11 protein-coding genes are annotated in these 15143 nt (G+C 63.0%); 4 read left to right on the top strand and 7 right to left on the bottom strand.

What is annotated here, in order from left to right; all coding sequences use genetic code 11:
* Positions 1 to 74: 74 nt before the first annotated feature.
* Together prpC and prpB are read right to left on the bottom strand one after the other, a co-directional pair.
* Positions 75 to 1229, bottom strand: coding sequence for a 2-methylcitrate synthase (gene prpC, locus J2X56_RS07420; protein WP_039784877.1), 1155 nt, complete (start codon positions 1227 to 1229; stop codon positions 75 to 77).
* A gap of 73 nt (positions 1230 to 1302) precedes the next feature.
* A complete protein-coding gene (prpB, locus tag J2X56_RS07425; RefSeq protein WP_121042346.1) occupies positions 1303 to 2193 on the bottom strand; it encodes a methylisocitrate lyase in 891 nt (296 codons plus the stop codon).
* A 318-nt stretch (positions 2194 to 2511) separates the two neighbouring features.
* Between prpB and prpR the strand changes: the two genes are divergently transcribed.
* The 3 genes from prpR (at position 2512) to J2X56_RS07440 (ending at position 7790) form a co-directional block, all read left to right on the top strand.
* Entirely contained in the window at positions 2512 to 4185 is a 1674-nt protein-coding gene (gene prpR, locus J2X56_RS07430) for a propionate catabolism operon regulatory protein PrpR (RefSeq protein ID WP_310159237.1), read from the top strand.
* 242 nt (positions 4186 to 4427) lie between these two features.
* The gene (locus J2X56_RS07435; protein ID WP_134136102.1) at positions 4428 to 5711 is read left to right on the top strand and encodes an MFS transporter; all 1284 of its coding nucleotides are present in this window, start codon (positions 4428 to 4430) and stop codon (positions 5709 to 5711) included.
* Between the two features lie 447 nt (positions 5712 to 6158).
* Positions 6159 to 7790, top strand: a complete 1632-nt coding sequence (locus tag J2X56_RS07440; protein WP_310159240.1) for a methyl-accepting chemotaxis protein — start codon at positions 6159 to 6161, stop codon at positions 7788 to 7790.
* 194 nt (positions 7791 to 7984) lie between these two features.
* Here J2X56_RS07440 and ntrC read toward each other — a convergent pair whose 3' ends face one another.
* The 3 genes from ntrC to glnA form a co-directional block, all read right to left on the bottom strand.
* Positions 7985 to 9484 carry a nitrogen regulation protein NR(I) gene (gene ntrC / locus J2X56_RS07445; RefSeq protein ID WP_121042117.1) on the bottom strand — a complete coding sequence of 500 codons (1500 nt, stop codon included), beginning with the start codon at positions 9482 to 9484 and terminating at the stop codon, positions 7985 to 7987.
* Between the two features lie 137 nt (positions 9485 to 9621).
* Positions 9622 to 10695, bottom strand: coding sequence for a nitrogen regulation protein NR(II) (gene glnL / locus J2X56_RS07450; protein ID WP_034331333.1), 1074 nt, complete (start codon positions 10693 to 10695; stop codon positions 9622 to 9624).
* A gap of 196 nt (positions 10696 to 10891) precedes the next feature.
* Positions 10892 to 12307 carry a type I glutamate--ammonia ligase gene (gene glnA / locus J2X56_RS07455; RefSeq protein WP_034331334.1) on the bottom strand — a complete coding sequence of 472 codons (1416 nt, stop codon included), beginning with the start codon at positions 12305 to 12307 and terminating at the stop codon, positions 10892 to 10894.
* 500 nt (positions 12308 to 12807) lie between these two features.
* Here glnA and J2X56_RS07460 point away from each other — a divergent pair, with 500 nt between their 5' ends.
* Positions 12808 to 13269, top strand: coding sequence for a rhodanese-like domain-containing protein (locus J2X56_RS07460; protein WP_204725676.1), 462 nt, complete (start codon positions 12808 to 12810; stop codon positions 13267 to 13269).
* 15 nt (positions 13270 to 13284) lie between these two features.
* On the opposite strand, the gene J2X56_RS07465 is transcribed toward J2X56_RS07460, so the two are convergent.
* Both J2X56_RS07465 and J2X56_RS07470 read right to left on the bottom strand, forming a co-directional pair.
* Complete coding sequence (locus J2X56_RS07465) at positions 13285 to 14013, bottom strand: response regulator (protein WP_121042121.1); 729 nt, start codon at positions 14011 to 14013, stop codon at positions 13285 to 13287.
* A complete protein-coding gene (locus J2X56_RS07470; protein WP_310159245.1) occupies positions 14014 to 14739 on the bottom strand; it encodes a response regulator transcription factor in 726 nt (241 codons plus the stop codon). It lies immediately after the preceding gene.
* Positions 14740 to 15143 lie beyond the last annotated feature (404 nt).

The following is a 15143-nucleotide window of genomic DNA, read 5'->3' on the forward strand; positions in this document are numbered from 1 at the left end:
CTCCCTCTCTTGCCCCTCATGCCCGCGCCATCCGCTGATGACTCAACTGCGCGGGCACTTCGTCTTGCTTGGTCTTACTTGCGCTTGCTGATCGGCACGAACTTCAGGTCTTCCGGTCCCACGTAGTTGGCCGAGGGGCGGATGATCTTGTTGTCGATGCGCTGTTCGATGATGTGCGCCGCCCAGCCCGAGGTGCGGGCAATGACGAACAGCGGCGTGAACATCGCGGTCGGTACGCCCATCATGTGGTAGGACACGGCCGAGAACCAGTCCAGGTTGGGGAACATCTTCTTGATGTCCCACATGACCGTTTCCAGGCGTTCGGCGATGTCGAACATCTTGGTCGAACCGGCTTCCTTGGAGAGCTTGCGCGCCACTTCCTTGATGACCTTGTTGCGCGGGTCGGAGATGGTGTAGACCGGATGGCCGAAACCGATCACCACTTCCTTGTTCTCGACGCGGCGGCGGATGTCGGCTTCGGCTTCGTCGGGGTTGTCATAGCGCTTCTGGATCTCGAAGGCCACTTCATTGGCGCCGCCGTGCTTGGGGCCGCGCAGTGCGCCGATGGCACCGGTGATGGCCGAATACATGTCCGAACCGGTGCCGGCGATGACGCGGCCGGTGAAGGTGGAGGCGTTGAATTCGTGTTCCGCGTACAGGATCAGCGAGGTGTGCATGGCCTTCTCCCAGGCGTCGGAAGGCTTCTCGCCGTGCAGTAGGTGCAGGAAGTGCGCGCCGATGGAATCGTCATCGGTCTCCACTTCGATGCGGTTGCCATTGTGGCTGTAGTGGTACCAGTACAGCAGCATGGAACCGAGCGACGCCATCAGGCGGTCGGCGATGTCGCGCGCGCCGGGGGTGTTGTGGTCATCCTTCTCCGGCAGCACGCAACCCAGCGCCGAGACGCCGGTGCGCATCACGTCCATCGGATGCGAGGCCGCAGGCAGCCATTCCAGCGCCGCCTTGACGTTGGCCGGCAGGCCGCGCAGGGCCTTGAGCTTGGCCTTGTAGGCGCGCAGTTCGGCCGCTGTCGGCAGCTTGCCGTGCACCAGCAGGTGAGCGATTTCCTCGAACTCGCAGCTGTCGGCCACGTCCAGGATGTCGTAGCCGCGATAGTGCAGGTCATTGCCGGTCTTGCCGACGGTACACAGGGCGGTGTTGCCGGCGGTCACGCCAGAGAGGGCAACGGATTTCTTGGGCTTGAAACCGGGGGCTTGCTGATCGCTCATCGTGTTCTCCTCGTAGTCTGTATTGGCTCGAAACTGATTATCGGAAGGGGGTATTCGGTCTTGCGGTAATGTTTTACTTGTTCTTCTGCTGGGCAAACAGCGCATCCAGACGCTGCTCGTAGCTGTGGTAATCGATGCGGTCATAGAGCTCCATCCGGGTCTGCATGGTATCGACCACGTTCTTCTGGGTGCCGTCGCGGCGAATCGCCTGGTAGACGTTTTCGGCGGCCTTGTTCATGGCGCGGAAGGCCGAGAGCGGATAGAGCACCAGGCCCACATCGGCCCCCTTCAATTCGTCGACGGTGAACAGCGGCGTCGAGCCGAATTCGGTGATGTTGGCCAGGATCGGTACCTTCACCGCATTGGCGAACTGCTTGTACATGGCGAGGTCGGTGATGGCTTCCGGGAAGATCATGTCGGCCCCGGCTTCGACGCAGGCCACGGCGCGCTCGATGGCGGCGTCCAGCCCTTCGACCGCCAGCGCATCGGTGCGCGCCATGATGACGAAGTTCTCATCGGTACGGGCATCGACGGCGGCCTTGATGCGGTCCACCATTTCCTGTTTGGTGACGATTTCCTTGTTGGGACGATGGCCGCAGCGCTTGGCGCCGACCTGGTCTTCGATGTGCATGGCGGCCGCGCCGAACTTGATCATGGACTTCACGGTGCGCGCCACGTTGAAGGCCGAGGCACCGAATCCGGTATCGACGTCCACTAGCAGCGGCAGGTCGCACACGTCAGTGATGCGGCGCACGTCGGTGAGCACGTCATCCAGGTTGGAGATGCCCAGGTCAGGCAGGCCCAGCGAACCCGCAGCCACGCCGCCGCCGGACAGGTAGATCGCGCGGAAGCCGGCACGCTTGGCCAGCAGGGCGTGATTGGCGTTGATCGCGCCGATGACTTGCAAGGGGGATTCTTCCTGGACGGCCTGGCGGAACGCTGCGCCTGCGGAGTGGAGAGCCATGGTGGACACCTTCTCGATGAGGTTGAAATACGGAAAGTCTGGATTGCCTGACTGCGGCGGGCGGGGCTGCATCACACCCGTCCTGCGACATGTGCGTTCACCATTGCAACGGCCGTGCCATCGCAGTGCAGCATTGCATGGCGCAAGGCATGAAAAAACCTTCATATCGTCTGAAACCAGCGCCGGACAAGGCTGGCAGGCTTCCCTTCCGGTGCGCTCTCCGGGCGTACCCGCCTTCTGTCGGGTTGATGTTCCACAACCCTGGCCGTTTCATCAGTGTTACATTAACGTTTCATAGAAACGCCGCGAACGCCCACCATGAAACGCCCTGCCCCCGCTGACCGCCTGGCCGACAAGCCCGTGATCTGGACCGTGTCCGTGTCGCGCCTCTCCGAACTCTTCCGCGACATCACGCTGGAATTCGACGGCGTGGCCGATATCGAGCCCATACATCTGGGCTTCGACGAGGCCGTGCGCGCCATCCGCGAGCGCCTGGCCAGCGAGCGCTGCGATGTGGTGATCTCGGCCGGCTCCAACGGTGCCTATCTCAAAAGCCGCCTGCCAGTGCCGGTGGTGGTGGCGCGCGCCAGCGGCTTCGACGTGATGCAGGCACTGGCCCGTGCCCGCCAGATCAGCGCGCGCATCGGGCTGGTCACTTATCAGGAGGCGATGCCGGCCCTGACCGAATTCCAGCAGATGTTCGGACTCGACATCGCCCAGCGCACCTATGCCACCGAAGAAGACGCGCGCGCCGTAGTGCAGGAACTGAAAGCCGGCGGCGTGCAGGCGGTGGTCGGGGCCGGGCTCATCACCGACCTGGCCGAGGAAGCGGGGATGCAGGGGATCTTCCTCTACTCCTCGGCCACGGTGCGGCAGGCCTTTGAAGATGCGCTGGAACTGGCGCGGCTGACACAGCTGGAAAGCACGCGCGGCCCCAGTCTGCCGGTCGCTGACAGCCTGCGCGCACGGCATCACCTCAAGGACCTGCGGGGCGATTCGGAGGTGATGGAAACGGTGCGCCAGTCGATCACGCTCTTTGCGCGCTCGCCGGCCAACGTATTGATCCAGGGTGAGACCGGCACCGGCAAGGAACTGGCGGCGCAAGCCATCCATCGTGCTCATCCGCGCATGCAGGGCAAGACCCAGGCAGCCCACCCCTTCGTGGCCATCAATTGCGGCGCGCTGGCCGAATCGCTGCTGGAATCCGAACTGTTCGGTTATGAGGAAGGCGCTTTCACCGGGTCGCGCCGTGGCGGACGGGCCGGTGTCTTTGAAGCGGCCCATCGCGGCACGCTGCTGCTCGATGAAATCGGCGAGATGCCGCTGCAACTGCAGACGCGATTGCTGCGCGTGCTGGAAGAGCGCGAAGTCGTGCGCGTGGGCGGCACGCGGCCCATTGCGGTCCAGGTGCGCATCATCAGCGCCACCCACTGCGATCTGGAAGCGCGGGTGCGTGAAGGACGTTTTCGCGCAGACCTGTATTACCGGCTCAGCATACTGCGTTTGCAGTTGCCGCCCTTGCGGGCGCGCCGCGAGGATATTGCCGCGCTGGCCGAATGGCATCTCAAGCATGCGCTGGCCGCACTGGATGCGCGGCCGCACGCCAACCTGGGCGCGGAGCTGCTGCGCTGTGCGCCACTGCTGGCCGCGTATGACTGGCCGGGCAATGCGCGCGAGCTGCGCAACCTGATGGAACGGCTGGCCTTGTTCCTGGCCGCAGAGCCGCTGCAGGCGCTGACACCCGCGCTGATCCAGCGGGTGGCGCCGGAGCTGGCGGGGATGGCGCAGCCGCTGCTGTCGAACACGGCGGAAATGGTGGCACCCCATGAGCTGACCACGTCCGACATCGTCCCCGACGCTGACGCCATTGAAGCTGCACTGCGCCGCTTCCGTGGCAACCGTGCCGCGGCTGCGCGCCATCTCGGGATCAGCCGCACGACCTTGTGGCGCAAGCTCAAGGAAACGGAAGCGCAGAACAGGGAGCCATCATGAGGCTGCGGGCACGGGAAACGAGAAAATGATTTCGCAAAATCAGGTGCGCGTCCTGCCTCCTGATAATCCCCCGCACTGCGCCTTGACAGTGCCGCATCGCGCCGCCTATCCTCGCCCGCTGTAACGGCCCCGGCCGTCACAGGGAGCCCACAACCATCCATACACAGCCAGGCAGCCTTCTGCTCCGCCAGGGTCAGAACGGCGTGCTGCTCCTCCATCCACGTATCCATCAGGGAGTCTCCATGACCAGCAACACCGCGGCGCCTGGCGCCGGCACCACGCATCCGCAAGCGCGGCGTGCGATCATCTCGTCCTCCATCGGCAATGCGCTCGAATGGTTCGACATCCTCATCTATGGCGCCTTCGCCGTGGTCATCGCCAAGCAGTTCTTCCCGACCGGCGACGACAGCGTCTCGCTGCTGCTGACCTTCGCCACCTTCGGCGTGTCCTTCTTCATGCGTCCGCTGGGCGCGGTGGTGCTGGGTGCCTACTCCGACCGCGCCGGCCGCAAGGCGGCGCTGATGCTGTCCATCATGCTCATGACCATCGGCACGGCCATGATCGCCTTCATGCCCAGCTACGCCAGCATCGGCCTGCTGGCACCGGCCGGCATCGCACTGGGCAAGATGATCCAGGGCTTCTCCGCCGGTGGCGAGTTCGGCAGCTCCACCGCCTTCCTGGTGGAACATGCCCCGCATCGCCGTGGTTTCTTCTCCAGCTGGCAGGTGGCCAGCCAGGGCATCAGCCTGCTGCTGGCGGCCATCTTCGGCGCCGTGCTCAACAACATGCTCACGCCCGAGCAACTGGCCTCGTGGGGCTGGCGCGTGCCGTTCATCTTCGGCTTGCTGATCGCACCGGCCGGCATCTACATCCGCCGCCATCTGGATGAAGCACCCGAGTTCAAGGAATCCAGCGAAAAGACCGATGCGCCCCTGCGCGATACCTTCGCCCACCAGAAGATGCGCCTCTTGATCGGTGCCGGCAGCGTCATCATGGCGACCGTCTCGGTGTACCTGTCGCTGTACATCCCGACCTATGCGGTCAAGCAGCTGGGCCTGCCGGCCTGGTCCTCGTTTGCCGCCATGTCGGTGGCCGGCCTGATCATGTTCATCGGCTCGCCGCTGGTGGGCGCGATGTCCGACAAGATCGGCCGCACGCCCTTCATGATCACCAGCAGCGCGCTGTACATCGTGCTGACCTATCCGATGTTCGTGTTCCTGACCAACTCGCCGGGCTTCCTGCAACTGCTGTTGCTGCAGACCGTCATCGGCGTGCTCATGACCATGTATTTCGCCTCCATGCCGGCCCTGCTGGCCGACATCTTCCCGGTGGCCACGCGCGGCACCGGCATGTCGCTGGCGTATAACATCGCCGTCACCATCTTCGGCGGCTTCGCCGGCCTCATCATCACCTGGCTGATCGACTTCACCGGCAACAAGCTGTCGGTGAGCTACTTCGTCATCTTCGGCGCAGTGCTGAGCCTGATCGCCACGCTGGCCGCGCGCTTCGTGCTGCGCCTGCGCTGACCGAAAACAGACAAATGATATAAATCATTTACTGCTATTTCAGCGGATCGGCAGGCGCTGCTGCAGCGACTTCCGCTCCGTACATGGCACATCCGCCAAATGGCCAGGATCACCCGATCCTGGCCATTTTTCTTGATGGACTCGTCACGGGTGCACACCACGCAATTTGTCAGTTTTGATCGAGATGCGGTGGCACTTCGGTCAACTTGTTGCCAATCCATATTTATGCATTGATAAGCATAATTGAAAGAGTGTTTCCGTTTGGCGTCATCCTGCCAAATTCATCTTGAATTTGGGCAAGACTGCCATTAAAGTTCATGGCGCTTCCCCCGGAGCTCATCCTGACGGCACTGCCGCTCACCCTTGCAGGCCGTGCGCCTGCGTCGGAATCATCATCCACCCTTCGTCTGCCGTCAGTGGCGGCAGGCCAGCCCCCTGAGGGATATCGTGAATTTCAGACAGACCAAAGTTGCCACCCAGCTTATGTTGGGCTTTTCCGTTTTAATCCTCTTCATGGCCGTGCTTGGTGCAGCGGCCTGGTACGGGCTCAATACTGTGGACCGACAGCTGAGCGCAGTGCAAACCAAGCTTATGCCCAGCGTCGCCACGGCCAAGACCATGCAGGCCGAGATCCGCGCCTTCAACCTGGCCCAGTATCGTGCGCTCACCGCCAATGATGCGCAGCGCATGCAGGATGCCCGCACGCGCCTGACCGCCTCGCTGGGACGCTACACCAGCGCCGCCGACCAGTATCGTCCGCTCATCCATACGTCCGAGGAACAAGCCGCCTACGACGAACTGCAGGCCCTGCTGCCCAAGTACCTGGCCGTGAGCCAGCAGATGCTGGCCGCCCTCGAGCAAGGCAAGCAGGAGCAGGCCGTGGACATCATGAAAGACCAGCTCTTCCCGCTGCGTGCAGCGATGGAAGTGCAGATCCTGCGCCTCATCACCGTCAACGAGAAAGGCGTGGCCGAAGCCGCCACCAGCGCGCGCGAAGCGTATGCCGGCAGCCGCATGCTGATCATCGGCCTGACCCTGGCATCGGCGCTGATCGGCCTGTTGATCGCACTGCTGATCAGCCGCCGCCTGACGCGCCAGCTGGGTGGCGAGCCGGCCGAAGCGATGTGGCTGTCGGGCCAGATCGCCGCCGGCAACCTGAGCGCGCAACTGCAACTGCGCAAGGGTGACCGCGCCAGCCTGATGCATTCGCTCATGACCATGCGCGAACAGCTGGCCGGCCTGGTCGGCCAGATCCAGCAGGCCAGCGGTGCCATCCACGTGGCCGCACGCGAAATTGCCCAGGGCAATACCGATCTCTCGCAACGTACCGAAGAACAGGCCGCCTCGCTGGAGGAAACCGCCTCCAGCATGGAACAGCTGACCAGCACCGTGCAGCAGAATACCGACCACGCCCGCAAGGCCAGCCACGTTGCCAGCGCCGGTGCCGATGTGGCCCGCCGTGGTGAAACGGAAATCGCGCAAGTGGTCAGCACCATGCGCGAGATCGCCGTCAGCTCGCACCAGATGTCGGACATCATCAGCGTCATCGAAGGCATCGCCTTCCAGACCAATATCCTGGCCCTCAATGCCGCCGTGGAAGCGGCACGCGCCGGCGAGAACGGCCGCGGCTTCGCCGTGGTGGCCACCGAAGTGCGCGCGCTGGCCCAGCGCAGCGCCGGTGCCGCCAAGGAAATCAAGGGACTCATTGAAGGCTCTGTGGGGCGCATCCAGAGCGGCACGACGCTGGTGGAAAAGGCCGGCGGCACCATCGCCGAAGTCATGCGCGCCTCGGTCGATACCACCCGCATCATCAGCGACATCGCGCATGCTTCGGAAGAGCAAAGCGCCGGCATCACCCAGATCAATGCGGCCATCCTGCAGATGGACCAGGTCACGCAGCAGAACGCCGCACTGGTGGAACAGGCCGCTGCTGCTGCCCAAGCCATGATGCAGCAGGCCGAGCAATTGACGGCGGCGGCATCGGTGTTCCGCATCGACGCGCAGCTCCTGCAGGCTGCGCCGCTTACGCCCGCTCTGGCGACCAATGGCCAGCCTCACATGCCGCGCCTGGCCATGTGAACGCGCCCCTCTTGCTGAATTGACTAAATGATTTAAATTTTATAAATCGTTTATCAGCAGCATCAATAAAAATGGCCTGGATCTCGCGATCCAGGCCATTTCCTTTTTTGTGGCCGCCGCCTCTTCCCCTTGCTGATGCTGCCCACGCGGCGGCACGCGGGCAGACCTCCCCTGCTTGATGGTTGCGCTGCGGATCAGTCGTCTTCCGCGCCGCCGATCCCCAGTTCCTGGATCTTGCGGGTGATGGTGTTGCGGCCGATGCCCAGGCGCACGGCAGCGTCGTTCTTGCGGCCGTGGGTGTGTTTCAGGGCGATCTTGATGAGCGCCGCTTCAAACTGGCGGCCGAGGATGTCCATCACCTCGGGCTGTTCGGAGGCCAGCATCTGCGCCGCCTCCACTTCCAGCAGCGAGATCCAGTTGCCAGCCGCTGCATCCGCCGGTGCAGCGGCGGACGCCGGATCGGCATACGCCACCGGAGCGGCCACGGCAGCCGCCGAGGCGGGCGCGGAAACGGTCTGCGCCGGTTGCGGTGCATGGACGCGTTCTTCCACCAGATCCTGCGGCAGGTCCTTGATCTCGACCGTCTGGCCCGGGGCCATCACGGTGATCCAGTTGCACAGGTTTTCCAGCTGGCGCACGTTGCCGGGGAATTCCAGCTGCGACAGGAACTGCATCGCCTGCGGCGACAGGCGCTTGGCTTCCACGCCGAGCTGGCGCGCGCTCTGTGCCAGGAAGTAGCGGGCCAGGATGGGAATGTCTTCGCTGCGTTCGCGCAGGCTGGGCAGGCGCAGGCGGATCACGTTCAGGCGGTGGTACAAGTCTTCCCGGAACAAACCTTCACGTACACGCTGCTCCAGGTTCTGGTGAGTGGCCGCAATGACGCGTACATTGGCCTTCAGCGACTGATGGCCGCCGACACGATAGAAGTGCCCGTCGGACAGCACGCGCAACAGGCGCGTCTGCAGGTCCAGCGGCATGTCGCCGATTTCATCGAGGAACAGCGTGCCGCCCTCGGCCTGTTCGAAACGGCCACGGCGCATCGCTTGCGCGCCGGTGAAGGCACCGCGTTCATGGCCGAACAGTTCGGATTCCAGCAGGTCCTTGGGAATCGCCGCCGTGTTGAGCGCCACGAACGGCTGGCTGGCGCGCGGGCTGTGCTTGTGCAGGGCACGCGCCACCAGCTCCTTGCCGGAACCGGATTCGCCGGTGATGAGCACCGTCACGTTGGATTGCGACAGGCGGCCGATGGCGCGGAACACGTCCTGCATCGCAGGGGCCTGCCCGAGGATTTCGGGGGTCTGGGCCGCGCCCTGTTCGATATCGGTTTCGCGCAGGCTCTCGTCGAGCGCGCGGCGAATCAGTTCGACCGCCTTGTCGACGTCGAAGGGCTTGGCCAGGTATTCGAAGGCGCCGCCCTGGAAGGCGGAGACCGCCGAATCCAGGTCCGAGAAGGCGGTGATGATGATCACCGGGATGCCGGGGTGCTTGGCCTTGATGGTCTGCAGCAGTTCCAGGCCGGAGGCACCGGGCATGCGGATGTCGGACACCAGCACTTGCGGCGTGCCGTTCTGCAGGGCTGCCATCGCATCGCGTGCGCTGGAAAAACTCTGCGTGGCGAGATTTTCTCGGGCCAGGGCTTTTTCGAGCACCCAGCGTATCGATTCGTCGTCGTCAACAATCCAGATTGGCTTCATAAATAACTTCTTCCTGCGTTGGTCATGCTGTTAATGCTCCCGCGATCCACGGCGCTTCTGACGCCCTGTCCGCAGCCCCCTTGGTGGACCGGATGCCCTGCATCCACTCGGCTTTGGCGCGCCGCCTGCGGCCATGCTCACGGCAGCGGTATAAGTATTCTGAAATCGGTACAACCGGGCCGGCTGTCGCATTCGATGACACCCATGTGCTGATGCACGAAGGTCTGCGCCAGGGTCAGCCCCAGTCCGCTGCCTCCCTCGCGACCCGACACCAGCGGATAGAAGATTCTTTCCTGGATGTCGGGAGGAATGCCCGGACCGTTATCGATGATATGCAAGTCTAGTGCCAGCCGGTATCTGACCTTGGATAGCGTCACCTGGCGCGAGACGCGCGTGCGCAGAATCAGCTCGCCATCACCGGCACGGATGCGGTCGGCCAGCGCTTGCGCTGCGTTGTGGACGATGTTCAGGACGGCCTGGATCAGTTGCTCCTTGTCGCCCCGGAATTCGGGGATCGACAGGTCATAGTCGCGCTTGATGGTCAGCCCCTGCGGGAACTCGGCCATCACCAGGCTGCGCACGCGTTCGCAGACTTCGTGGATGTTGACGTCGCCCACGATGTGCGGGTGGCGGTGCGGGGCCAGCAGCCGATCCACCAGGGTCTGCAGGCGGTCGGCTTCCTTGATGATGACCTGGGTGTATTCGCGCAATTCCTTGAGGTGGCGCTCGGGCAGCTCCAGCTCCAGCAGCTGGGCGGCGCCACGGATACCGCCCAGCGGATTCTTGATCTCGTGGGCCAGGTTGCGGATCAGTTCCTTGTTGGCCTGGCTCTGGTCGAACATGCGCTCTTCGCGGTCCAGCTTGAGTTGCTGGACGTTCTCGCGCAGCTCCAGCAGCACCGGCCAGTCGGTGCTGTCCAGGGGCGTGACGATGGTGTGGACCTGCAGCGGCTCGCGGTTGGCACGCTCCAGCACCAGGTCCAGGCGCTTGTCGGCGAACTGGTGTTCGATGGCCTGGTAGAACAGCGCGGTCAGCTCCTTGCCATTGAGGAAGAGCTCCGAGAGCTTCTGCTGCGAGAGCACCTTGAAGGAGCTCTCCAGCAGGTTCTCGGCGGCGGCGTTGGCGTAGACGATGCCGCCATTGGCATCGAGGATGATCACGGCCGAGGCCAGCAGGTCGAGGCCATCGAGGGATGGGAGCGGTGTCTTCATGGGAGGATTCTTGATGCCTGGGGTCATGTCGTCTCGTGCCGGTCTGGCTGCATCTTGCAAAGGCTTGCCGCGGCGGATGTTGTACTGGATCTGTTTTGACTAGCAATTTTCGGGCGCACTGCCCTGCAGCAGGCGGTGCGCCGCGCATAAAAAAAGGGGAAGCAAGCTTCCCCTTTTTCTCCGGATGCGGATTCGATTACAGCGAGTAGTACATGTCGAATTCGATCGGGTGCGTGGTCATGCGGAAGCGTTGGACTTCCTGCATCTTCAGCTCGATGTAGGCATCGATCATGCTGTCGGTGAACACGCCGCCACGGGTCAGGAACTCGCGGTCCTTGTCCAGGTGCTCCAGGGCTTCATCCAGCGAAGCACAGACGGTCGGGATCAGCTTGTCTTCTTCCGGCGGCAGGTGGTACAGGTCCTTGGTGGCAGCTTCGCCCGGGTGGATCTTGTTCTGCACGCCATCCAGACCGGCCATCAGCAGGGCCGAGAAGCACAGGTACGGGTTGGCCAGGGGATCCGGGAAACGGGTCTCGATGCGGCGGCCCTTCGGGTTCGCCACGTGCGGGATACGGATCGAAGCGGAACGGTTGCGGGCCGAGTAGGCCAGCTTGACCGGAGCTTCGAAGCCGGGGACCAGACGCTTGTACGAGTTGGTGCCGGGGTTGGTGATCGCGTTCAGGGCCTTGGCGTGCTTGATGATGCCGCCGATGTAGTACAGCGCGAACTCGGACAGGCCGGCATAGCCGTCGCCAGCGAACAGGTTCTTGCCATCCTTCCAGACCGACTGGTGCACGTGCATGCCGGAGCCGTTGTCGCCAACCAGGGGCTTGGGCATGAAGGTTGCGGTCTTGCCGTAGGTGTGGGCGACGTTCCAGATCACGTACTTCAGGGTCTGGGTCCAGTCAGCGCGCTCGACCAGGGTCGAGAACTTGGTGCCCAGTTCGTTCTGGCCAGCGCCAGCAACTTCGTGGTGGTGCACTTCGACGGGGATGCCCAGGGATTCCAGGATCAGGGACATTTCCGAACGCATGTCCTGGAAGCTGTCGACCGGGGGAACCGGGAAGTAGCCGCCCTTGACGGTCGGACGGTGGCCGGAGTTGCCGCCTTCGATCTTGGCGCCGGTGCTCCAGGAAGCTTCTTCGGAGTCGATCTTGACGAAGGAACCGGACATGTCAGCACCCCAACGGACGCCGTCGAAGATGAAGAATTCGGGTTCCGGACCGAAGTAGGCGGTGTCGCCCAGGCCGGAGGACTTCAGGTAGGCTTCAGCGCGCTTGGCGATGGAACGCGGATCGCGGTCGTAGCCCTTGCCGTCGGACGGCTCGATCACGTCACATTGCATGAAGAGGGTGGTCTCTTCCATGAACGGGTCGATGTTGGCGGTGTTCGGGTCCGGGATCAGCAGCATGTCGGAGGCTTCGATACCCTTCCAGCCGGCGATCGACGAACCGTCGAAGGCGTGACCGGATTCGAACTTGTCGATGTCGAAATGCGAAACAGGCACGGAAACGTGCTGTTCCTTGCCACGGGTGTCAGCGAAACGGAAGTCGACAAACTTGACTTCGTTGTCCTTCACCATCTTCAAAACCTCTGCGGCCGTCCTTGCCATGCGAATCTCCTAAAACGAGGAAGTAGTATAAATTGGGGTGTTGAGCCGTTTTCTGCGACTGGATCTTTGCATTTGATACAACGGTCTTGCGCCGAACTCAGTCGCGGATGATAGCAGATTCCATGCCACCAACCTTTCGGGTGCGCCAATAATGGAAGTTTTTAGGGAGGACGCGCCAGTTGGGGCGCTGCGCGCGGTGCAGAGGCACTGCAGATATGCATTATTTTAGTGCGATTTACCAATAACGCACCAATAAAATGCATATTCGTGGATTTGGATATGAATTGCACCACTATAGCGCATGCGCCGTGTTGGGGCAGCCCCCGGATGAACTGCCATGCGTGCACCAGCTTGGGAAAATTGCCTAACTGTTTATATTGTTTAAAATCATCTCCCCTGGGTGCACATTGCCTTCACTGGCTTCGTTGCGCTTCAGGGGCTTTCACCGGCATTCCTGCGCTTCCTTGTACGCGCTTCTTTCTTCTTCAGAGGCTTTACCCATGAGCAACGATTCGATTCTCAGCACTGCCACCCAACGCGCGACCGACGGGCAACTGCCCTATGCCGGTGCCGTGACCCCGCAGGAAGCCCTGGCCCTGCTGCAGTCCGATCCCGCCATCAAGCTGGTCGACGTGCGCACCCGCGCCGAGCGTGACTGGGTCGGCGTGGTCCAGATCCCGTCCGGACAGCATCTGGCCGTGCAATGGAATCTCTACCCCGAGGGCAAGCCCAATCCGCAGTTCCTCGAACAACTGCAGGAAGTCGCCCGGCCCGGTGAAGTGCTGCTGTTCCTGTGCCGCTCGGGCGTGCGTTCCAAGCATGCCGCCAAGCTGGCCACGGAAAACGGCTACACGCAGTGCTTCGATATCCTGGAAGGCTTTGAAGGCAACAAGGACGCCAACGGCCACCGCAAGACCATCGAGGGCTGGTGCAAGGCCGGCCTGCCGTGGGCGGGTGCCTGAACGAATCTGACGGAATCAGGCCTGCAGGCTGCGCGCCTGCAGGGCACTGGCCAGCGACTGCAGCAGCAGGCTGATGGCGGCCTGGCCATCGGCCTCGGCGCGCAGCGCTTCTTCCACGCAATCCAGCAGCGCCACCAGTTCCAGTCGGCCCATGGTCAGGGCGGCTCCCTTCATGCGATGTGCGAGCTGCACCATCCTTCCTCTGTCGCCCTGCAGGCTGGCCTGTTCGAGCGCCGCCAGATCGTTGCGGGTGGTTTGCAGGAAGAGCCGGTCCAGATCCTGTCCATATTCCTGTTCAGGCGTCATGGCCTGGCCATCCTCCTCATTGTCGAGATCGCACCAGAGGGCCAGCAGGCGCCGGATGGCCTGGGTCTGCAAGGGCTTGGGAAGCATGCCGTCCATGCCGCTGTCCAGACAGCGCTGCACATGCAGGGCATCGGTTTCGGCGGAAATGCCGATCAGCGGCGTATAAGGACGCTGGCGCTGCGTCTGTTCCAGCTGCCGCACCTGGCGGGCGACTTCCTGACCGGGAATGTCGGGCAGGAAGCAATCCAGCAGCACCAGCCCGTAGGGCCGCGCCCGGATGGCGGCCAATGCGCTGCCGCCATCGGCCACGCAATCGACCTGGCAGCCGAGCCGCTGCAGGCGGTTCTGGATGGCGTAACGAATGGTGACGGAATCATCGACCAGCAGCACGGCCGGTTCACGTTGCCCGGTAGTGGCGCTTTCCCTCTGGTGCGGCATTTACAGCTCCTTGATCTGGTATTCGATCTTGAACAGTTCGTTGTCACTGCGCACGCCCAGCTTGCGGAAGGCCGATTGCTTCTGCCCGCTGATGGTCTTGACGCTGCGTGCGAATTTTTCCGCGATGTCGGTGACCGACATGCCGTCCAGGCAGCAGCGCAGGACTTCCCGTTCGCGCGGCGACAGGCTGGGCATGTCCGACAGCGAGTCCGGCGAGACGTCGGTGCCGCGCGGTCGCCGGCGCGGCGGGCGCACTTCGGGCTGGCTGCGCGTGGCCGCTTCGGCGGCCTGCATGATGGCCAGCTCGCGGGTCATGGAGCTGTTGAGATATTCGCGTCCCCGGCTGATGGTGCGGATGGCCAGGATCAGTTCGGCCAGCTCCTGCGATTTGCTGACGAAACCGCGTGCCCCCGCCTTCATCGCCATGGCCACCGTCGCCGGGCTGCTGTCGGCCGAGGTCACCAGGATCTTGGAACGCGGAAAGCGCACGCGCAAGGCGCGGATCAGGTTGAGACCGTCGATGTCATTGCTGCCCAGCGAATAATCGATCAGCAGCAGATCGGCCGGCGAGGCGCGCAGGGCTGCCATGAGCTCCTTGCTGGTGGCGAAAGCGCCGACCACGGTGAAATCCGGCTCCTCGGCCAGACGCTTGGCCAGGCCGTAACGCACCACGGCGTGGTCGTCCAGCAGCGCGATGCGCAACGCCGATGCCAAGGTCCATGTCATGCGCTATCCCCTCGTATTCTGATCATGTGAAGCCGCTGCGGTGCATCATCAGCCCCCCTTCTGATGCAGCCGCTGACGAAGGCGTTATTGTGGTCGAGCGCCGCCTTCCGGCGCATAAGAATCGTCTGAAAAACAGTGACAAATCGCAGAATTTTTATACTTTACCGCGCTTGCGGGAAGCTGACGAAGGCGTCAGCTTTGTAACACCCTGTATGAAGAACAATGCTTGCTGCGCTACAGTGGCGCTCGGCCGCAGCAGCACGGGATCGCGGTGCGGCCAGACCCGCGCATTACACTTTATTACAGCCCGCGTGCAAGTCCATCACCATACTGGCCTGCAGCTGTTCTCCCCAATTTTCGACCTCGCGAGGCTCGTCGATGCAAGCGCCCTTCAAGCAGCTTTT

It is taken from the genome of Herbaspirillum sp. 1173 (assembly GCF_031455335.1).
Taxonomy (GTDB): domain Bacteria; phylum Pseudomonadota; class Gammaproteobacteria; order Burkholderiales; family Burkholderiaceae_D; genus Herbaspirillum; species Herbaspirillum huttiense.

Bases quoted from the DNA above. Each gene is read 5' to 3' on its own strand.
- prpC (WP_039784877.1), bottom strand. From the start codon at position 1,229: ATGAGCGATCAGCAAGCCCCCGGTTTCAAGCCCAAGAAATCCGTTGCC.
- prpB (WP_121042346.1), bottom strand. From the start codon at position 2,193: ATGGCTCTCCACTCCGCAGGCGCAGCGTTCCGCCAGGCCGTCCAGGAA.
- prpR (WP_310159237.1), top strand. From the start codon at position 2,512: ATGAAACGCCCTGCCCCCGCTGACCGCCTGGCCGACAAGCCCGTGATC.
- J2X56_RS07435 (WP_134136102.1), top strand. From the start codon at position 4,428: ATGACCAGCAACACCGCGGCGCCTGGCGCCGGCACCACGCATCCGCAA.
- ntrC (WP_121042117.1), bottom strand. From the start codon at position 9,484: ATGAAGCCAATCTGGATTGTTGACGACGACGAATCGATACGCTGGGTG.
- glnL (WP_034331333.1), bottom strand. From the start codon at position 10,695: ATGAAGACACCGCTCCCATCCCTCGATGGCCTCGACCTGCTGGCCTCG.
- glnA (WP_034331334.1), bottom strand. From the start codon at position 12,307: ATGGCAAGGACGGCCGCAGAGGTTTTGAAGATGGTGAAGGACAACGAA.
- J2X56_RS07460 (WP_204725676.1), top strand. From the start codon at position 12,808: ATGAGCAACGATTCGATTCTCAGCACTGCCACCCAACGCGCGACCGAC.
- J2X56_RS07465 (WP_121042121.1), bottom strand. From the start codon at position 14,013: ATGCCGCACCAGAGGGAAAGCGCCACTACCGGGCAACGTGAACCGGCC.
- J2X56_RS07470 (WP_310159245.1), bottom strand. From the start codon at position 14,739: ATGACATGGACCTTGGCATCGGCGTTGCGCATCGCGCTGCTGGACGAC.